Origin of the sequence: Liquorilactobacillus cacaonum DSM 21116, assembly GCF_001436735.1 — a bacterium.
GTDB classification, from domain to species: Bacteria; Bacillota; Bacilli; order Lactobacillales; family Lactobacillaceae; genus Liquorilactobacillus; species Liquorilactobacillus cacaonum.
The window spans coordinates 218,727-240,150 of sequence record NZ_AYZE01000008.1; the positions used below are offsets into that span (position 1 = coordinate 218,727).

The following is a 21,424-nucleotide window of genomic DNA, read 5'->3' on the forward strand; positions in this document are numbered from 1 at the left end:
TTTATTTTTCACCTAACCTTTTAATTGTGTTTTTTAAATCTTCACTATTCATTATTGCGGAAATAACTGCTACACCTTCCACACCCATTTTTTTTATAACGCCTACATTTTCTAAGCTAATTCCTCCAATTGCCACAATTGGCAAAGTTACCTGATTCATTAATTCAGTTAATCCACCAATTCCAATTGGTCGGTGTGCGTCACTTTTGCTTGATGTTGGAAAAATTGGTCCGCAACCAACATAGGATAATCCGCTTAAATCACCAGATTTTTTCAGCTCAATGAGTGAACTGATTGACAGTCCAACAAACATGTTATTTTGCTGAGCTAACGGAATTATTTCATGAAAATCTCGATCCCCTTGTCCCACATGAATTCCATCTGCCTTGACCTTTACCGCTAAATCAAAATCATCGTCAACCACAAACGGAATACTATACTTTGTAGTAATTTTTTTAGCTGCTACAGCAAGTGCAGCTCTTTTTTCTCCAACAAGTGAACCCTTTCCTTTTTCTCTAAACTGAAATAATGTGATTCCATTTTTACATGCTAATTCCAATTTATATAAAAACTTAGCAACGTCTCCTGCAACATCTTGGCTTCCCGCAACTAGATATATTCTTAAATTCTTACTATCAAATTTCATCGCGAAACTCCTCTGCAGCCCAATGATTTAACGGGCCGTGACCATGTCCAACAATGATTCCAAACTCAATTGTTTTTGTAACAACCTTTCGCCCAAATCTGATTGCCTCTTCAACAGAGTGGCCTTTAGCTAACGCACTAGTAATTGCTGATGAAAGTGTATCTCCAGTTCCATGGGTACGATTTGTTTCAATCCGCTCACTTTCTAAAAAAAACTGCTTTTGATTTTCTAACAGTACAAAATCACGAACTCGCTTTTTATCATCATGACCACCCTTAATAATCACATTTTTTGAACCCATCGCTTGGATTTTTTTAGCAGCTTGCATAATGTCATTTTGATTTGAAATTTTGTGACCAACAATGACTTGTGCCTCCGGTAAATTAGGAGTTGTAATAAGAGCAAGTGGTAATAGTTGCTTTTTTAACGTCACAATTGCATCATCATTCAAAAGTTTTGCCCCACCCTTTGCAACCATTACTGGATCAACAACTAAACGATTTATTTTAAATTTAATTATATTTTCAACAACACACGTAAGTGAAACTCGATCAGCTAACATTCCAGTTTTTGCAGCTTTGATATTAAAATCTGCAAAAATCGAACTAAACTGTGCATTGATTAATGAAACAGGAATATTCAAAGAGTCTTGAACACCGAGAGTATTTTGGGCTGTAATCGCAACAATTACATTTGTGCTATAAACGCCACATGCTTGCATTGTTTTAATATCTGCTTGAACACCTGCACCACCACCTGAATCCGATCCTGCAATAATTAATGCTTCCGCGACATTATTCATTTGTATTACCTATTAGATTAGCAAATCGCCAATTTTGTTGGTAGAATGCCTGCTCCCAAAATTCAAATTCAAGTTCACAACTAATCAAGAAAAATTTTTTTGCTGTTTTTAATTCTTTTGGTGAGGCATTAGCTGCCAATTTATCAATCCAGTTAAAAAATTTTTCAGTGAACGTTTTTTCTTCCGGGCTTTGACTTTGGTTGGTATGATAAAATTCAATCCACTCCTTAAATGGATTATCATTAGAGTTCTTGTGTTCCTTTACTAATTTATCGGCAATTTCAGAATAGGTCCACGGGCATGGCTGAAATGCACAAAGAATGTTTAAAATGCTCCCGGTTTGAACAGCCCTGTGCATATGAGATTCATATAAATATGCCTTTGGTGATGGCTGTGCATGTTGCAAACTTTCGTATTTAACACCCGCAATATCACAAAAAATATGATGAGGATGACTCTCACTATTTAAAATAAAATCCATTGAATTCGTAAAATACTTCATTTCCAAACGGTCATTAAGCTTTGTAACAACACCCGCATAAATTTTGATGAATTCAGTTAGATAGCGGTAATCTTGTTCAACATATGAAATCAACGCTGCATCCTCGACAAACCCATCACCAATTCCTTGTACAAAGGGGTGCTGATGAATAGCTGTCATAATGGGTGTAGCACTTGATATTAATTCTTTAGAAAAAAGCATAACATCTCTCCTTTTTTCCACAAAAAAAACCTTTTCAAAAGTAGAAAAGGTGTGCGCAAAAAAAGCAGCACCACTTTCCTACGCTAGTTCTAACTAGATCAGGTTCAAAGGGATTGGTGTAAACACCATCTCAGCCATAAGGCACCCCTAGTGGAATTTTTTTATTTTATTCACTTTGACTTTAGCACATAAATTAAACACGTGCAATAAGCATAAATGTTACCAGTTATTCAGTCTGATAATCTTAAAACTAATATAAACTCAAGGAAGTTAATATTCACAAAGAAATTTCCAATCCCAATATTGTTTTTTTATTCCAAAAAAGATTTATTGGATTTGTTAATCTTTTCAATCTCTTCCAAACGCTTATCAATATTTGGTATCTGTTTGGAGACATCTCTCATTAGTAAATTGATTAACAACAAAGGTGTACTGTACACATCGAAAACTGACGAAATTGTAATTGGAGTTATTAAAGCGACATCAGCATAAGGAATAACAGGCGAAAGATTACTATCTGTCAATGCAACAATTTTAAATCCTTTATTTTTTAATTTTTTTATCTTTTCAAGTAAAGTTCGCGAATACCTAGGGAAAACTGTTGTGAAAACAACTGCTTCATTTGGGTCTCCAAATTCGATATTCTCCCATTCTGGAGAGCCATATTTAAGTTCAAATACATTTGCCCGTAATCTACTTAAAATATAATTCATGTATGGAAGAATTGTTGCAGACATTCTATTTGACATTAAATAAACATTCTGACTTTTTCCAAGTAGTCTTACAGCATCAACATACTCAGTTGTCCTTGAAAGTTCTTGTAACTCTTGCAAATTATTGACCTCTTGATTAAGAATATTTAGATTTTTATCATCTTCATTTTCTTTATCAAGCATCGAAAAGCGCTTGCTTGTTGTCATCTCAGAGCTAATAATCTTTTGTAGGTATCTCAAAAAATCATTGTACCCTCTATATTGCATTTTTACACAAAATCTCGAAATACTACCTTGACTAACACCAATTTCTTGGCTGATTTTATCGGCAGTCATAAATACAATTGAGTTATAATTTTTTTCAATATACATCGCTATTTTTTTGTTAACTGCTGATGTTTTTCCAACCACCATTAGTCGCTCTATTAACTCTTCTTTATTCTTAATCTCTTTAATTTTCGCCTCAGCCAGATTAATCACCTTTTTTCACTTCGAATAATACTATGCCGTATATATCACCAAATAAATCTATATTAATCTCTAATAACTCTTTGTTTGTGTTTTTAATAATAACACAGTCCCTGGAAAATAATGTTACCTTTTGTTCTCCGAAGCTAACTTCGGCCTTTTCATCCAAATTGTAAAAACATATAAAATTTGCATCTGTTTTAATTTTATTTTGGGTCTCGTCTAACATCCCCATATTTCCTACAAGCCCCCGTTCAAACATCAGATTAACATCTGTTGAAATTCCTTTTGACTTGATTGGGTCAGCACCATCAAAATTAAACACTTGCTTTGGCCTTACCTGTGTTATTTCGCCATTTTTACTTAGTTCTATCTCATCTGAAAGTGGCATGATTATACGTTTGAATTTTGGAAGAGAGGTAAATGTACTTTTTTCAACATCGACTGTCGCAAAGGACAAACGAAATTCAAAGTTTCTTTCCTTATAAGAGCTTGTTTCTGGATAAATATATAATTCAGTTGTTTCTCCTCCAGACCATTTAATTGTCTTATAAGTAGCTGCTTTTTTCAAAAACATTTCTATCATCTACACAGTCCTCCAATTCAAAATCAATTATTTCTCAAAAACTAATTTACCACTTTTTACAACCTTTTTTACCACATTAATCCCAGTGTTGTACATCAAATAACGATAGTCAGGATACTTTAAGAATACGAAATCAGCATCTTTTCCGACCTCTATGCTTCCTTTTTTCTCAGCGGCATTAACAGCTGCCGCACCATTTAGAGTAAGTGCAGTCAATACCTCTCCCATAGTCATCTGCATTTTAAAGGTCGCTAGTGCAATTATCAATGGAATTGAGCATGTGAATGAACTTCCTGGATTATAATCAGAAGCAAGTGCAACTGCACAATCACTATCAATTAATTCTCTTGCAGGAGCAAAGTTTTCCTGAAGACAAAAAGCAGTACATGGCAACAGTGTAGCAACAGTTTGCTTCTTTTCACTTAACTGTGTGATTTCTTCAGAGGATATTTTAATCAAATGGTCTGCTGAAGTCGCTTGAATATTAGCTGCAAGTTCAGCCCCATTTAGATTTGCAATTTCGTCTGCATGCATTTTAACCTTAAATCCAAGATTTTTTGCAGCTACTAATAATTCTTGTGATTGCTTATAATCAAAAACGCCTTCATCACAAAAAACATCGACAAATTCAGCCAGTTTTTCTTTTTTAATTTTAGGTAATATTTCTTCAATCATTAATTTAAGATAACCTGCTGCATCATTTTGAAACTCCAATGGAACTGCATGAGCACCTAAATAAGTAATTGCAATGTCTAGTGGTTGTGAAAAATTCAATTCTTGAAGTACTCTTAATTGTCTAAGCTCAGTTTCAGTATCTAGACCATATCCACTCTTACCTTCAACTGTTGTTACCCCTTGCTCAATCATCTCATTCAATCTTGACATTCCCAATGCTTTTAATTCTTCTTCTGTCGCCTCTCTTGTAGAATCGACAGTTGCTTGTATTCCACCACCATTGTTCATGATTTCCATGTAAGATGACCCTGATACTCGTGCATAAAATTCCTCAACACGATATCCTGCGTAAAGAAAATGCGTATGCGAATCTACAAAACCTGGAACAACAGCTTGTCCTTTAGCATCAATTACTTCATCAAAATCACTAATTCCTTTAATACGTAATTGTGTCAAAACCTCGTCTGTCTTACCAACATTGACGATAATTCCATCTTCAACGTAAATTGCTCCATCAGTAGTTATTTGGATATCATCCATTGCTAAACCATGTTTCATAGTCTTACCAACAGGCGTTGCGATTTGATCAACATGAATTACTAATAAATTTGACATTTACTCTTTACTCCTTTGGAAAACTCTGATTAATTGCAGTATTAATGACTTGTTCATCTGCGAGATATGGTTCAGTGATATGTGCATCTTGTTGGTGTAACTGATTAAACTCTACAGTTGTCGCCATAGCATTTTCATTCCTAGCCCAGTTTCTTCGAGCAACACCACCCATAACATCCCACAAAATAGCTTTTTTAATAATTTCGTCAATTCGCTGGCTACCATCTAATACTAGTCCAAAACCACCATTAATTGAACGACCGATTCCAACACCACCACCATTATGTAGTGCCACAAGACTCATTCCACGTGCCGCATTTCCAGCAAAACACTGAACCGCCATATCCGCCATTACATTACTTCCATCATAAATATTTGAAGTTTCTCTAAATGGTGAATCAGTCCCACTTACATCATGATGATCTCTCCCAATCATAACCGGTCCCACTTTGCCTTCACGAACTAGCTTATTGAATTTGAGTGCAATTTGAACCCTGCCAATTGCATCCTGATAAAGAATACGAGCTTGTGTCCCCACAACTAACTTATTTTCTTCCGCATCTCTAATCCAGTTATAATTATCCATATCTTGATAACGTCGATTTTTATCAATTGACTCCATTGCCGCCTTGTCTGTTTTGTGTAAATCTTCTGATTTTCCAGACAAGCATACCCAACGAAATGGTCCATATCCATAATCAAATAAATTTGGTCCCATTATATCTTCAACATACGAAGGAAAAATGAACCCATCTTTGTCATCAATCCCATTTTTTGAAACTTCTTTAACACCCGCATCATAGATTGCCTTTAAAAATGAATTCCCATAATCAAAGAAGTATGTTCCCTTCTCATCCAATTGTTTGATTAATTCAAAGTGTTTCTTCAATGTTATATTAACCAATTCATTAAACCTGGTACGATCTCTTTCAAGCAATTCTGTGCGCTCTTCGAAAGTTATTCCTTGCGGACAATAACCACCTTCATATGCAGCATGACATGAAGTTTGATCAGAAAGTAAATCAATCTTAATATTATTTTGCACCGCATATTCCAATAAATCGACAACATTACCTTCATATGCAATCGAAAGTGCCTTTTTCTCAGCTTGTGCCTTACTTGCCGTTTCAAAAACTTGTTTTAAATCAGATAATGCAATATCCACCCAACCTTGATCATGTCTTGTCTTAATCCTTGAAGGATCAACTTCGGCGATAATCGAAACAGACCCAGCAATTTTTGCTGCTTTGGGCTGTGCTCCACTCATTCCGCCTAACCCTGAACTAATAAATAATTTTCCGGCAAGATCTTCATCCAAAGGTATATTTAGCTTCTGTCGGCCAGCATTCAAAAGTGTATTATAAGTCCCATGAACAATTCCTTGTGGCCCAATATACATCCATCCTCCAGCAGTCATTTGGCCATAGTTAGCAACACCCATTTCTTCAGCTATTTCCCAATCATCTTGATTATCAAATTCCCCAATCATTAATGCGTTAGTAATAATAACACGTGGGGCTGTCTCTTCTGAAGGAAATAATCCAACTGGGTGTCCTGATTCAATAACTAATGTTTGCTTATTCGTCAAACGCTCCAAGTATTTCTTAATCAAACGATATTGCATCCAATTTTGACAAACACTTCCTGTTTCGCCATACGTTACAAGCTCATACGGATAAAGTGCTACCTCAAAATCAAGGTTATTTTCAATCATAACTTGGAATGCTTTTCCCTCTGTACAATTCCCTTGATATTCATCAATTGAATGTCCATAAATTCGTCCTTCTGGGCGAAAGCGATATCCATAGATTCGTCCTTTTGTATACAATTCATCTAAAAATTCAGGGATCAGTTCCTTATGAAACTTGACAGGGATATATCTTAAGGCATTTTTCAATGCAATTTGTGTTTGTGCCTCGGTTAGTCTAAATCCACGTGAAGGAGCACGCCTAATTCCTTCTAAAAATTTTGGATAGGCTGGTAATTTGTCATCTTCAAATAGTGTTAATTCAATTTGTTTTTCTTTTTCTTCAAGATTTGCCATACTAAATATTTGCCCCTTTCAATTAATTATCTAATTGTTTCAAAATACTTCATTGTTTCATTAACTTTTCTCAATACTTTATTTTCAGTTATATTTACTAATTCGCCATCACTAACAGTTTCTTTTCCATTCACAATAACTGTCTTGATTGCATCTGGTTGCAGTGAATATACAATATTTGGTAACATCTGTTCTAAATCGTCACTTAGAGGATTCATTGAAAAATTGTTCAAATCAATCCCTACAAAATCGGCTAATTGACCAACCTTGATTTCTCCAACATCTAAATCGAGCTGCTTACCACCATTCTTAGTACCCATATCAAAAACTTGCTTGCATTTCACACACAATGCATCTCTAGTTGCTGCTTTTTGCAATAAAGCTGTCATCCGCATCTCTTCAAAAACACTAATCCGGTTATTACCACAAGCACCATCACTTCCTAAAGAAATGTTAATATTGTTGTTGACCATTCTTGGAATATTAGTAATTCCATCAGCTAAAAACATATTACTTGAGGGACAATAATTAAGTGATGCATGATTTTCACCTAAAAGTTTAACCTCATTGTCCTCTAACCACACACCATGTGTAATTACCAAATTTGAATCGACTACCCCTAATTCGTCAAGGTATTCAACAGTTCTTTTTCCATGATCTTTAATAGTAGCATCAACTTCAAATGTTTCTTCGGCAACATGCATATGAAATTTTGTACCTAATTCATTTGCCAAATTATGACCTGCCTGAATCATTTCTGGACTGGCCCCATGTAAGCTATGAGGCGCTGGAATGATTGTAATCATTGAATCATTTTGGTATTTTTTAGCAAGATCACGTGTATTTTTTACTGCTTGATCAACCGTCTCTAGATAACCGTTTGGTGCCCCATCCCAATCATACATTGTTCGTGCTAATACTAATCGAATACCAATATCCTTAGCTGCTTGAATCACTGCCTCATCAGATTCAGTTCCATAGTTATGCAGATAAAAGAAATCACAAACAGATGTTACACCACACTTCATCATTTCTGCATATGCAAATAATGCACCATTGTATATATCTTCCAATCTCATTTGAGGCGAGTACTTATACAACGAGTTATCACGCCAAGTTAAAAAAGGTTGATCAATTGCTATTCCTCTTAACAGACTTTGAAAAGAATGATTGTGAGTGTTTACTGTTCCTGGAACAAATACAGTATCCGAATATTCTTTTTGAGCAAATTCAGGATAAAGTTCTTTTATGACTTCAGCGGGTGCTATTTTAATAATTTTATTGTCATCAATAGCAATTCCATAATTTAATACAAATTGATCTTCAAAATAAATATATTTAGGAAGTAATATTTTTTTCATTAATCCAACTCCTTATCAAGTCGTAAAATCGTATTCAATAATACATTCCCTGCGACTTCAATATCATCTATTTGTGAAAATTCTTCTTTACAATGGCTTTTCCCATCAACACTTTTCACAAAAAGCATCCCTGCTCGACCAATCCGTGCAAGATTTGCAGCATCATGGCCTGCCATACTTGTCATTTGTTGTGGTTGATACTTATATTCTTCTTCTGTACTTGCCACTAATGCAGCGCTAATTTGTTTATTTAAATCAGCTGGTTTTTGGTACAATATTTTTTCACGTTGATTTTGAATTCCCTTCTCCCATAATTGTTCAAAACATTCATCGAGAAAAGTAATCGTTTGTTCAACTTTCTGCCAGTTACCAGATCTAATATCAATATTGAACTTTACACTTCCAGGAATTATATTAGCAGCGTTCGGTAAAACTTCTGCAAACCCAATGGTTCCAACAACAGGATCAGTTTCATCAAATTCAGATAAAAATTTTCGCAGTTCAAGATTTATCCAACTCATAGCCAATAAAGCATCTTTACGATGTTTCAAATCAGTTGTTCCTGCATGATTTGATTCACCTTTTAATTCAACTAGTTCACGATAAATACCTGTTATACTTGAAACAACTGCAACTGGTTCTTCTCTCTCAAACAATCGTCTGCCTTGCTCAATATGGCATTCCAAAAATGCAGCAAAACTATCTGGTTTTAAAACATTTTCATCAATATGCTGAAAATCACCACCTAAGCGATCAATAGCATCTGCCAAAGATTCTTTTGTCTCAATATGACTAAATTTTTTTAAATTGTCTTGTCCGACAACACCCGAAATAATTTTGCTTCCTAAGGTTGAGATTTGATAAGGATTCGGTTCTTCTCCAGTCAATGAAATCACCTTCAGCGGATGTCTCAATGTAATCTCATTTTCAGACAATGTTTGACTAACTTCTGTTGCTAAAAGGACACCTAATGCTCCATCGTATTTACCCCCTTCAGGAACACTATCGTTATGCGATCCGATAATAATAGGAGCTAATTCTTTCTCACTTACATAAGGATAAGAACCCCACAAATTTGCTCCAACATCTGTCGTAATTTCACTAACAACATTCTTCAACCAATATTCTTTTATCCATTTGCGAGAATCAATATCAGCCTGACTGGCAAGTGAACGATTAACCCCACCTTTTTGACTGAGACCTATCTCTCCTAACTCAAGAATATTGTGTTGAATTCTCGCCTTATTGACCTTTAAATTCAACATACTAATTTCTCCCAACCTGATTACCTTCTTACTTACATACTTTTTTTAAATTACTTTTTCAAGAAACTTCTTTGTCCGTTCTGTCTTTGGAGCATAGAATAGTTCTTGCGGTGTACCAGTCTCCACAATCTTTCCATTTTCCATAAAAACAACTTTATTAGCAACTTCTCTTGCAAAACCCATTTCATGGGTAACAACTACCATTGTCATACCATCGTCAGCCAAATCTTTCATAACCTTCAAAACTTCACCTACCAACTCTGGATCAAGTGCAGAGGTCGGTTCATCAAAAAGCATTAATTCTGGATTCATTGCAAGTGCTCTTGCAATTGCTACACGTTGTTGTTGCCCACCTGACAACTTTGATGGGTAATAATCAACTCGATCAGATAATCCAACTTTACTAAGAAGTTCACGAGCTTTTTTTTCACTTTCAACTTTATCAGCTTTTTTCACTCTTATCGGGGCTATCATGACATTCTTTAAAACGGTCATGTGTGGGAATAAGTTGAAACTTTGAAAAACCATTCCCATTTTTTCTTGAACTTTTTCAACACATTTTTTATCATCTTGAACTAGTTCAATTCCATCAATATTAACTGATCCACTATCTCTTTGCTCTAAATTAATTAGACATCTTAAAAATGTGCTTTTACCTGCTCCTGAAGGCCCGATAATCGCAATAACATCACCTTTTTCAACATCAAGATTGATATTATCTAGAACCTTGTGATCATTAAAAACTTTATCTAATTTATCAACTTTCAACATAACCATATTTATAATCCCTCCTAGTATATTGATAATTTGGCTTCTAGTTTGTTAAATATATATGAGAATATTGATGTTAATAACAAGTAAATTAGTGCTGCTGTTATATAAACCTCAGTATATTTAAATGTTGCTGAACCAATTAACTGTGCTTCTCTCATTAACTCAACCATTGCAATTGTTGAAACTAATGAAGTATCTTTCAACATACCTATGAATTGATTGCCCATAGCAGGCAAAATATTTCTCAATGTTTGCGGTAAGACAATATGAAACATCGTTTGAATGTAACTCATACCCAATACATTAGCAGCTTCATACTGTCCTTTTGAGATAGAAATAATTCCTCCACGCACAATCTCCGCTGTATAAGCTGCACTGTTAAAGGAAAGACCGATAACTGCTGCAGCAAAGGGACTTAGTGTGATTCCCCATGACGGAAGAGCATAGTATAGAAAAAATAATTGTAAAATTAAAGGTGTCCCTCTAAAAATCCATAAATAAAATCTGGCAATTGCATTTATAACTTTTTGTTTTGATATTCGCATAAATGCTATTATTATTGCCAAAATCGTCCCGGCTACCAGTGAAACAACCGTTAGCTCAATAGTCATTACACTCGATTGCAACATAATTGGCAATTTTTCTAATGTGAATTGTAAGTTCATCTTTTAAACCTCCAGAATTTATTTATAAACGTCATAATCAAACCATTTCTTTGAAATCTTTGTAAGTGTTCCATCTTTCTTTAATGAATCCATTGCTTTTTGAACTGCCTTTTGTAACTGCTTATCATTCTTTCTAAATGCTATTCCATAAGGTTCCTTAATATTCAAAACTACTTTAGAATATGTTCCCGGTACTTTTTGCATATAATAATTAGCAACTTCAAAATCATCAACATATGCAGCAATTCGTTTATTTGCTAAATCCTGTAAAGCAAGTGTTGCTGAATCGTACTTTTTAACCTGTTTAACACCCTTAATTGCATCTACTCTATCGACAATTGCTTGTGCTCCAGCTTGAACACCCACTGTCTTGCCCTTCAAGTCACTTAAGCTCTTTATCTTCTTAACATTAGTTACCTTTTTATTGACGATAATCGTCATTCCACCATTAAAATAGGGCTTTGAAAATGAAACGGCCTTTGCACGTTCTGCTGTAATTCCCATTGCAGAAAGTACCATATCGAATTTCTTTGATTGTAAAGAAGGAATGATTCCATCCCAATCCGTTGGGATATTGTTAATCTTGACACCTAATTTAGCAGCCAATGCTTTGTCTACATCGATATCAAAACCAGTTAACTTTCCATTACTATTCTTGAAGTCCATTGGTGGATATGCATCGTCTATCCCATTTTTTATCTCACCAGACTTTTTAATTCTGGAAGGTAAAAGCTTATACAAACTTTTGTCTTCTTTAACCTTACCTACTTTTGCAATTGAAACAGTTGAATTTTCTTTATTTGAACTTTTAGAACTACATCCCACCAAAATCACGCTAACTAGAAAAAACATCAAAGTAGTAAAAATTAATTTTCCTTTTTTCATAAATAATTTCCTCCTAAACATTTAAGTCGACTCCGACACTTCCCACTATTTCTTCTACCCTATCTATTAAAATTCCTTGATTTAATATTTTCTTTATATTGACTAAATCATCATAGAAGGCTCTATCATGTTCAATCTTTGGAACGGTCTTTCGCATCTCGCTAATTACACTTTGCAAACTCGGAGCTAATTTTTTAATATCCAAAAATTCCAATGCTTCCTTGGTTACAAAAAACCAAATTGACATAACTTCTTTGAACTTTTCACTTACAACCAATGCCTTTTTTGATGCTAAATATGCAAAAGTTACTACATCCTCTTGTTCAGCTGACATCGTACTATTATTAATATTGACTGGATTAGTTAGTAACTTCATCTCGTTCAATATTCCTGCCAATGTATAATGAACAATCATTAACCCATTATTAGCACCCGGGGAACTAACTAAAAATGGAGGAAAGCCGCTGTGTCTTGTATCCAAGAACCGATTTACAATTCTTTCTATAGTATTTACAAAATTTGTTACTGCAATTACCAAGTAGTCCATATGTAGCGAAACATATGTTGCATCAAAATTACCATTCATCCATGCCTTTGCCCCATTACTATTTAACAAAACCGGATTATCACTGACAGATAGTAATTCCTCATACACACTTTGAAGGGTCTCTTTGAATACACGATCAAGTGCTCCTATCATTTGCGGCATTGTCCTAATTGACAACGCGTCTTGCACTCTTAAGTCTTGACTTTCTAACAAATTTTGACTTCCTTTTAGAATTCTTCGTATATTAGCTGCCACTTCATATTGCTCTTGATGTTTCTTTAACTCCATTACATTTTCATCTAACTCACTAAATGCGCCTTTTAAACCTTCAAAACTAAGAGCTGCTCCCAATTCAACATTCTTCAATTCAGAATAGATATTGTAAGTTGCTAGAATTGCAATCCCAGTAACGGCCATAGTCCCTGAAATTAATGCCAATCCTTCTTTTGGTTGCAACTGTGGAATTTTAATTTTTAGTCTAGTAAGTTCAATTTGACTATCTATTATTTTTGAATCAACAAATACCTTACCATCACCTATCATTGCTCTGTATATATGAGCCTCAATGCTGAGATATCCCACAGATCCTTCCCCTGGGGCAAATGGATAAATATGTCGATTCAGCATTTCTTTGACACTTATTAAAGTTTCTAATGAAACTCCAGAAAAGCCCCTGCCTAAATTCACTAATGCCATTAACATTATTGCTCTTGTTTCTGCATAACTTAAAGGGTTCCCTACAGCAACAGAATGAGAGCGAAGAATATTTTTTTGTAGATTAGCTTGTTGTTTATAATCAATTTCCTTAGTCCAATTGTCACCAAGGCCTGTATTTACACCATATATTTTTTGGCTGCTCTTTAACGCATTCTTTAGTGTTTGATTTGATTGTTCAACCTTTTGCTTATATGTTTCATCAAATTCAACTATAGCTTCGTAATTTGTAACAGCAATAAATTCGGTAATACTTATCTGCTTTTCTCCAAGAATCACTTTCGAAATTTCTCGTGGATTCCCTCTCATTACTGCATTCAAGTCCAAATATGCATTCCTCCTTTAAGAACAGTAAATAATATAATTATCAATAGCATAATAAGATTGATGGTTTCATTACTATAGGTAGTAGGTTAATATAGATAACGCTAATAATCAATCGCTAAATTAAAAAACAATTAAAAACAATAAATAAAACGGTTGCTTTTTAATTAAACAAAGCAAAAGATGGACTTCTCATAACTTTTTTTGCATAAAAAAACAGAACTCAGAAAAAGAGTTCTGTTCTATCTTACTTTATTCAGTTGTTTTTTCTTCATCTGTCGGTTCAATATAACTAATTGATCCATTCCTTCTTTTTGTAACCATTGTCACCCATAGTAATATCAAGGAAATAACCATAAAGATCAACATTATTCCAATTGATGTTGCTATTTGTCCAGATCCAAGACCCGAAGTCAAAGCCTCACGGAATCCTAAAATTGAATACGTCATTGGTAGATATGGATTAATAAGTTGGAAGAAGCCGTCCATTCCATTTGTAATATTAATAGGGAATGATCCACCTGAACCACCTAATTGAAGAACCAGAAGTATCATTCCTGCAAATCTACCAGGATTTCCCCCAGCCATCGATAATAACATTACTAGATACATCGCTGTTAATGAGAAGATAATCGCATTAAGAATCATTTGTACTGGATGATTAGGTACAAGACCTGCAGCCATCATCAATAGCGTTTCAACTAATGCCGTTCCAACTGCTACTACTGCACCAATACTTATTTTACTCAAGAACCATTCTGTACCTGTGCCATCTGGAGTCGAGAATCGACGAATTGGGTAAACAAGATTGAATACCAATGCACCAACGTACAATGCTACAGAAAGCATATAAGGTGCAAGTGCATATCCATAATTAGGTACTGTACTGTAATTCTTGTGAACAAGTTTAGATGGCGAAGCAAACATCCTAGCTGTCTTGTTAGATGTCTTAACTGCATTAACTTGCTTAGCTCCCTTATCAAGAGCCTTTGCTAGGGCTTTATTCCCTGAAGCCAACTTCAAGCTACCTTGAAGTAATGATGCAGAATTATCATTAAGTTGCGCTGTTCCGCTTGCTAACTGGGTAACACCAGATGTAAGTGTAGGAACACTGCTATTAAGGGTACCTAATCCTGTCGAAAGCTGTGAAGCTCCAGATGTTAGTGCCGCACTGTTAGCAGCAAGCTGACTCGCTCCCGAGTTAGCTTGCTTCGTACCAGAAGTATAAGTAGAAACACCACTAACTAATTTTGATACTTCAGAAGTCAGAGTTGATGTACTTGCAATAGTCGCAACTTCCTTTTGAATAGATTCAGTTGACGTTAATTCAGTCGCATCAATTTCTGGACTGCTTGCATTAACCTTTGAATTAAATTGTGTGGCACTAGTTGCAGCAGTGGCTGATAATTCTTTCAATTGCGAAACTTTATCAGTCAAAGTTAAAATTGACTTAACCATCGTTTGTGCGCTTACATCTGTCAACTTGTTGCTAGTATTCATTAAACCACTTAAATTATCAACCGCCGTACTCAAAGAATCTAGCTCTGAGACTAAACTGTCCATTGAATCTAATTCTTGCGCAAGTGAGCTCAAATCAGTTTTTGCATTTAATGTTGTAGCTGCATCCTCTATATTGCTAATTTCTCCCATGTTACTTGTAGCACTCGTATTAGCACTACTATCAGTAGTACTTCCAGACATTTCTATAATCTTCTCTAAGTTTGCCTTGTCTTCGGTTGTCATATTACTTTCAGACTCCATACTCTTAGCAAGATATGAGACTGCTGTAGAATTTTTTGCAATCTGAGTTAAACTAGCTGATAAACTGCTACTAAAATCTTTTTTTGCTTCACTTACAGTTTCCATGGTAGTTTTTAAGTTAGCAACCATTAATTTTATACTATCAGTTTGACTTGCCAAATTTTCCAGTGTACTCAACTGTTGTTGAAATTCACTGCTATTCAGCTCAGTGTTAATTTTGCTCATTTCACCATACATTGAACTAACATTATCTTTATTTGCTTGAAGAGCACTATTTATCTGACTAATATCCTGTGCTAAGGAGTTATTCAGAACATAAAAACCAGCCGCAGCAGTAGGTAACTCTGATGTAGAACTTGCCAATTCTTGTATGCCTTGATTAAGAGCATTGGAATTATTTGAAAGTTTGCTCAAACCACTTGATAATGTTCCAACTCCACTAGTATACGTTCCCAATCCACTCGAAAGCGTATTAGATCCAGTAGCCAATTTATTTACACCACTTGCCAATGTACCTGTGCTACTATTTAAAGTTTGAGTGCCATCATTGACCTTCTTAACACCTGCTGTATATGTGTTGAGCCCATCTGATAATGTTGTTGAACCTATTTTTAATTTAGTTGCACCTTTGGATGCTGTGGTAAACCCTTTTCCAACCTTTTTGATAGTTGCAAACATTGCACTAGCATATGCCTTAGTAACTGTTGAATTTATTTCGGTATTGAGCTGCTTAGCCCCTTCCTCACTAATAACTTTACCTATATAGTTCAAAGAATCATTTGTCTTATAGGTCAGCTCCATTTTCTTTGGATTCTTATCTAAAACAGTTGTAGCATTCTTCGAAAAATTCTTTGGAATAGTAATAATTGTATAATACTTCTTGTTCTTCATTCCCTGTAAAGCTTGCTTTGCAGAAACAAAATGCCATTGCAAAGAATTATTTGTCTTCAATTCCTTGACTAATTTGTCCCCCACCTGCATCTTCTTTCCCTCATAAAAAACCGCTTGGTCTTCATTAACAACGGCAACCGGGAGTGAACCCGTATTACCATATGGATCCCATACCGATTTCAGGAAGAAGACCGAGTACAAGAAAGGGATGAACATAATCGCTGATACTGTAGCAATCAGTATCTTGTGGTTCAAAATATTCTTAAACTCTGCTTTAATCATATTCACTTTTCTCTCACCTCTATATTTTTATCATCTACTTCAACAATCTATAATATACACTCAATGTCCATGAAAAACAAGAAGGCCTCATATCAGTTAACTCAACCACTTAAACTTAACATTCTCTTAACATTTTTATTTTACACCACAAAAAAAACTGAACCAACTGATATAATTGGCTCAGTCTCACATTATTTTTATCACCGGATTCAACTAATCAAGAGGCTTCGCAATCTCACATAGTTGATCTACCTAAAACAAATTGCTAAAGAAATTTTTAATTGCTCGTCCCATAATAACGAATAGATTTGCTTTCTCAATTTTTTGAGTATTTACCGCAGCTAACTTCAAAGTACTTGCCCCATCAAGATAACTAAGTTCTTGGCCCTTGACACTTAATGATAAAGTACCAATATTCCTACCCTTAGCTAAAGGTGCAACTAATCCTCCATTTTTCAACAACTTTTTATTTGCAGTTAATTTAGCAGTGATATTATTTGCTGACACTCCATTTTTTAACCACACATGTGTTGCTTGTTTGTTAACAATCTTAGCCGTTAATTTCTTTCCTTCATAAGTCGACAAACTATCTGCTTTTTTGAATGCTTTATTTGCTGCAATTGTTGCATACGTAAAATTGTCATAAACATATGACATTAACTTTTGCGTCTGCACGAATCTTGACATATCAGTGTCACTTGTATGTTGTGCTCCCATAACAACTGTGATGATTCGGTGTCCATCTTTGTGCACCGTCCCTGTAAAATCTGCTCCAGCTGTATCAGAGGTCCCAGTCTTTAACCCATCAACAGGTAATTCTGTAAATGAACTTGCTAGCCCTTTCAACATCCAATTCCAGTTTTCCATCTCAGTCTCAGTCGTTCCATTATTGAATTTCATTCTTGTAATACTTGTCGTTTTTAAAATATCTGGATAGTACTTCAAAATTTTTTCTGCCACAAGTGCCATATCTGACGCAGATAACTTATTAACTGCATCAGTTGAAGCTCCTGGATATTTCGCATTACCAACCTGATCATTATCCAGCCCTGAAACGGTATATAATTCAGCATCTTTTATGCCCCAACTCTTAACCAACGCTCGCATTTTATCAACAAAAGCCTTTTGGGAGCCTGCAACAGCATTAGCAAGTGTCATAACTGCCCCATTAGCCGAATAAATTAGACTAGCTTGATAAAGTTGTTTAACAGTATATGTATGATCTTTTAGCAATGGAACATTTGACAACGTTGTATTTTGACTCACTTCATATGAATCATTATCAACCGAAACCTTTTGATTCCAAGATAATTTGCCCTCTTTAATTGCTTGTAATACCAAATAAACTGAGATTAATTTGCTCATTGAAGCAATTGGTAGAGCTTGATTTTCATTTTTTGCATAAAGAACCTGACCTGTTGTCGCATCAATTGCAATTGCAGATTTAACATTTAAATTCAAATCTTGTACATTAGTACTATCGGCCTTAACTTTTGTTATATTAAAAACACCTGCACTTGCGGTGAATGCTGTAGTTGCTATTACCAAACTCAAAAATAACTTTTTCACTCTCTTAAATACCATCATTTTCTGTCCCTTCAAATTTCAAGTCTATTCTAGAATACCTAAAAAGGACTAACGTTACAACGTTTATTGTTACTTTTTTTCATCTTTTTCTCTCTTTAGCTGAACTTCTTGATTGATAGGAAAGTGCATAATGAAACTCGTCAGTTTTTCATCTGATTCTGCATAAATGTAGCCATGATGTAATTCAACAATACTCAAGGCAATTGCTAATCCCAACCCACTGCCACCAGTTTCCTTAGAACGCGAGCCTTCCACTCTATAAAAGCGATCAAAAAGTTGGGCAAGTGATTTCTTAGGAATCGCTTTGCCATCGTTTGAGACCCTCACAACAATCTCTTCTTCACTTTTCTTTTTAGCATCAATGCAGATTGAATGCGCACCTTCACCATACTTTAATGCATTGGTAATCAGATTATTAAAGACTCTTACTAACTTTTCAGCATCAGCCTCCATTAAGAGATTGCTTTCAATCTCACCTGTTTGAATAATCACTGATTTCTTCTTGGCCTCAAGATCAAATGAGATTGCAAGTTGCTCCAACAATTGTCCCAAATCAATCTTGCTTAAATTCAACGGTGTATCAGTCTGTCTGACTTTTGTATACTCAAATAAATCATCTACCAACAGCTTCATTTGCTTAGCTTTTTCATATGCCGTCTGCGTATATTTCAAAATATCTTCTTCTGAACCATATTGACGTTGCTCTATCAATCCTAAATACCCGATAATTGATGTCAAAGGAGTCCTAATATCATGACTGACATTTGTAACAAGTTCATCTTTTGAGCGTTCAATCTTACGTTCTTCTTCCATCGCACGCAGTGAACTATCAACAAGTGCATTAATACTTAAAACCACTTTTTGCATGTCACCTTGCAGTTGAAAGGAAATCCGATGATCCAGATGACCATCTGCAATATAATGCAATTCAGAAATAACATGTTGCAACTGCATCTGCCTGTATCTTCTTATTAAGCGCCAGTATACGATAAATACATCTATTATTAACATCGCAGTCAAAAAAACCCAGCCCCAACTCCAAAATTGAATATGGTTTGGACCAAATGCTAATGACATTTTTATCTGAAAAATACCATTTGCAAGTTCTTGATTAGACTCAACCCACTGATCTAACAATACATATATTGATAAGTTGAGCAATAAGAGCAAAATAATGGTTACAATTCCTTCACCGAACAATTCACTCTTTTCACGCGCGGTGAGTTTCATCTAGCCAGCCCCATTCTAATGTGTTTCAACTTTGTACCCAACTCCCCAAACAGTTTGAATAACTTTTTCGCCATTAGTAGCTTCTTCAATTTTGTCACGCAAATGACTAACATGTACCATAACTGTCTTTGCAGAGACAACTGATTCTTGCTGCCATACACGTTCAAAAATATCATCTGCCGAAAACACCCTATTTGGATGACTTGCTAGTAAGTGCAAAATACCAAATTCTAATGCTGTAAGTTGAATCAATGTCCCATCAACTGTTTCGACTTCGTGGGAGTCTTTCTTAATTACCAAAGGCCCTACTTCCAAAATATCTGGAGTTTCATTTTTTACCGTATGCTCTGCACGACGTAATAATGACTTGACTCGTGCCATGACCTCGAGTGGGTTAAACGGCTTTGTCACATAATCATCGGCACCTTGAATTAGGCCTTGGATTTTATCCATATCACTAGCCTTGGCTGAAAGCATTAGAACTGGTATTTGAGAATCTTTGCGAACCTCTTTAATAACCTCACTTCCATCCATCTGTGGCATCATAATATCTAATATCATCAGACCAATTTCTGGATTAGTATTTAATTTTGTAAGAGCTTCTTTACCGTTGTACGCTTTTTCAACTTCATAACCTTCATTTTTAATATATATACTTAAAAGTTCAACAATATCTTTGTCATCATCCACAACTAATATTTTCATAATATTTTACCTCACAGATATTAATTTTATTTTTCCATGCTTTATTTCTGTTTCTTACAAAGCACCGTATGATACAAAACTGCCATACTTGATATCTTTATTGTAGCAAACTACAAGCCTATCGTATCTAAAGAATTCTTTAAAATCAAGGTTTATCACCTAGATATCGTGCATTTTCTTAACTACTTCATAAAATATTCACATAACTGACATTTGAAAATCAAAATCCTCCGATTTGAATTATATATGTTATTATTTTAATGTTGAGATGTCATTTGACATTTTGGACCAATTACGTTTTTTATTTACAAGGAGAAATTAATTATGGAAAATTCAAAAACACTTTATCAACATGGTACATTAGCTTTACTTGTTCCCGGTCTATTAACAGGTACAATTACGATGGGAGAATTACTTGCCCACGGAAACACAGGTATTGGTACTGGTGAAGGTCTTGATGGTGAACTCATTATCTTAGATGGCGTTGCTTATCAAATTGATAGTAAAGGTAATGTCAATGTTCTTGCTAACGATTTTATTATGCCCTTTGCAAACAGTCATTTTGCTAATTATCAAGAACTAACTACAATTAGTGACGCAACTCCTGCCGAATTTGAGAAAGTCTCGCTTGACGGAAAACCAAATTCTAATACATTCTTTTCAGTACTAGTTAAAGGGACTTTCAGTTATATGAAAACTAGAGCTGTTGCTAAATCTTCAAGGCCATTTGACACACTCGCAAAAACTGCTGAAAAACAAAGTATTTTCGAAGCAAAAGATGTCACAGGTACCTTATTAAGTTACTATTCACCTGCTTTGTTTCATGGTGCTGCAGTAGCTGGCTTTCACAATCATTTTTTAGCTGACGATCATTCAATCGGTGGTCATGTCCTTGACTTCAAAATTAAAGAAGGTGCTGTCGGTATCCAGGTATTTGATACACTTGAACAGCATTTGCCAATTACAAACACTGAATTTATGGAACACGATTTTTCAAAAGATGATGTTGCAAGTGCCATTGCTGAAGCTGAATAAGAATTAAAAATCATTTATTACAGTAATCATTTCAAAAAAATATTCACAAAGTAGGGACTAAGTCAGAAAATAACTTTTATGTTATTTTCTGACTTAGTCCCTACTTTGTGCCATGCCTATAAATCTATAAGTTTTGTTGTAATTTA

18 protein-coding genes and 1 riboswitch are annotated in these 21,424 nt (G+C 34.9%); of the genes, 1 reads left to right on the forward strand and 17 read right to left on the reverse strand.

The window, feature by feature from the left end:
* Position 1: 1 nt before the first annotated feature.
* The 17 genes from thiE to croR all read right to left on the reverse strand — a co-directional run bounded on the left by thiE (position 2) and on the right by croR (position 20,243).
* Positions 2-646 carry a thiamine phosphate synthase gene (gene thiE / locus FC80_RS02350; RefSeq protein WP_057828546.1) on the reverse strand — a complete coding sequence of 215 codons (645 nt, stop codon included), beginning with the start codon at positions 644-646 and terminating at the stop codon, positions 2-4.
* Positions 636-1,448, reverse strand: a complete 813-nt coding sequence (thiD, locus tag FC80_RS02355) for a bifunctional hydroxymethylpyrimidine kinase/phosphomethylpyrimidine kinase (protein WP_057828547.1) — start codon at positions 1,446-1,448, stop codon at positions 636-638. Before thiD ends, thiE begins: the two co-directional genes overlap by 11 nt.
* A complete protein-coding gene (gene tenA / locus FC80_RS02360) occupies positions 1,441-2,151 on the reverse strand; it encodes a thiaminase II (protein WP_057828548.1) in 711 nt (236 codons plus the stop codon). Before tenA ends, thiD begins: the two co-directional genes overlap by 8 nt.
* A 58-nt stretch (positions 2,152-2,209) precedes the next feature.
* Positions 2,210-2,310: riboswitch (TPP riboswitch) on the reverse strand.
* A 152-nt stretch (positions 2,311-2,462) separates the two neighbouring features.
* A complete protein-coding gene (locus FC80_RS02365; RefSeq protein WP_057828549.1) occupies positions 2,463-3,344 on the reverse strand; it encodes a MurR/RpiR family transcriptional regulator in 882 nt (293 codons plus the stop codon).
* Positions 3,337-3,918 carry a HutD family protein gene (locus FC80_RS02370; RefSeq protein ID WP_057828550.1) on the reverse strand — a complete coding sequence of 194 codons (582 nt, stop codon included), beginning with the start codon at positions 3,916-3,918 and terminating at the stop codon, positions 3,337-3,339. The genes FC80_RS02365 and FC80_RS02370 overlap by 8 nt, the downstream gene beginning before the upstream one ends.
* Before the next feature lie 27 nt (positions 3,919-3,945).
* The gene (hutI, locus tag FC80_RS02375; RefSeq protein ID WP_057828551.1) at positions 3,946-5,208 is read right to left on the reverse strand and encodes an imidazolonepropionase; all 1,263 of its coding nucleotides are present in this window, start codon (positions 5,206-5,208) and stop codon (positions 3,946-3,948) included.
* 7 nt (positions 5,209-5,215) lie between these two features.
* The gene (locus FC80_RS02380) at positions 5,216-7,252 is read right to left on the reverse strand and encodes a urocanate hydratase (protein WP_057828552.1); all 2,037 of its coding nucleotides are present in this window, start codon (positions 7,250-7,252) and stop codon (positions 5,216-5,218) included.
* A gap of 26 nt (positions 7,253-7,278) precedes the next feature.
* Entirely contained in the window at positions 7,279-8,613 is a 1,335-nt protein-coding gene (locus FC80_RS02385; RefSeq protein WP_057828553.1) for an amidohydrolase family protein, read from the reverse strand.
* Positions 8,613-9,878, reverse strand: a complete 1,266-nt coding sequence (locus FC80_RS02390) for a Zn-dependent hydrolase (RefSeq protein ID WP_057828554.1) — start codon at positions 9,876-9,878, stop codon at positions 8,613-8,615. Before FC80_RS02390 ends, FC80_RS02385 begins: the two co-directional genes overlap by 1 nt.
* Before the next feature lie 45 nt (positions 9,879-9,923).
* Positions 9,924-10,655 (reverse strand): amino acid ABC transporter ATP-binding protein, encoded by a 732-nt coding sequence (locus FC80_RS02395; protein ID WP_057828555.1) that lies wholly within the window; start codon positions 10,653-10,655, stop codon positions 9,924-9,926.
* A gap of 14 nt (positions 10,656-10,669) precedes the next feature.
* Positions 10,670-11,317 carry an amino acid ABC transporter permease gene (locus FC80_RS02400; RefSeq protein ID WP_057828556.1) on the reverse strand — a complete coding sequence of 216 codons (648 nt, stop codon included), beginning with the start codon at positions 11,315-11,317 and terminating at the stop codon, positions 10,670-10,672.
* Between the two features lie 18 nt (positions 11,318-11,335).
* Complete coding sequence (locus FC80_RS02405; protein WP_057828557.1) at positions 11,336-12,202, reverse strand: substrate-binding periplasmic protein; 867 nt, start codon at positions 12,200-12,202, stop codon at positions 11,336-11,338.
* A gap of 13 nt (positions 12,203-12,215) precedes the next feature.
* On the reverse strand, positions 12,216-13,790 hold the full coding sequence (locus FC80_RS02410) for an HAL/PAL/TAL family ammonia-lyase (protein WP_057828558.1): 1,575 nt from the start codon (positions 13,788-13,790) through the stop codon (positions 12,216-12,218).
* A 249-nt stretch (positions 13,791-14,039) separates the two neighbouring features.
* A complete protein-coding gene (locus FC80_RS02415) occupies positions 14,040-16,721 on the reverse strand; it encodes a YhgE/Pip domain-containing protein (protein ID WP_057828698.1) in 2,682 nt (893 codons plus the stop codon).
* Positions 16,722-16,973: 252 nt separating this feature from the next.
* A complete protein-coding gene (locus tag FC80_RS02420; protein WP_057828559.1) occupies positions 16,974-18,308 on the reverse strand; it encodes a serine hydrolase in 1,335 nt (444 codons plus the stop codon).
* Positions 18,309-18,377: 69 nt separating this feature from the next.
* Positions 18,378-19,538, reverse strand: coding sequence for a sensor histidine kinase (locus FC80_RS02425; protein WP_057828560.1), 1,161 nt, complete (start codon positions 19,536-19,538; stop codon positions 18,378-18,380).
* A gap of 15 nt (positions 19,539-19,553) precedes the next feature.
* On the reverse strand, positions 19,554-20,243 hold the full coding sequence (croR, locus tag FC80_RS02430; RefSeq protein WP_057828561.1) for a response regulator transcription factor CroR: 690 nt from the start codon (positions 20,241-20,243) through the stop codon (positions 19,554-19,556).
* Between the two features lie 324 nt (positions 20,244-20,567).
* Here croR and budA point away from each other — a divergent pair, with 324 nt between their 5' ends.
* Complete coding sequence (gene budA / locus FC80_RS02435; protein WP_057828562.1) at positions 20,568-21,278, forward strand: acetolactate decarboxylase; 711 nt, start codon at positions 20,568-20,570, stop codon at positions 21,276-21,278.
* Positions 21,279-21,424: the final 146 nt, after the last annotated feature.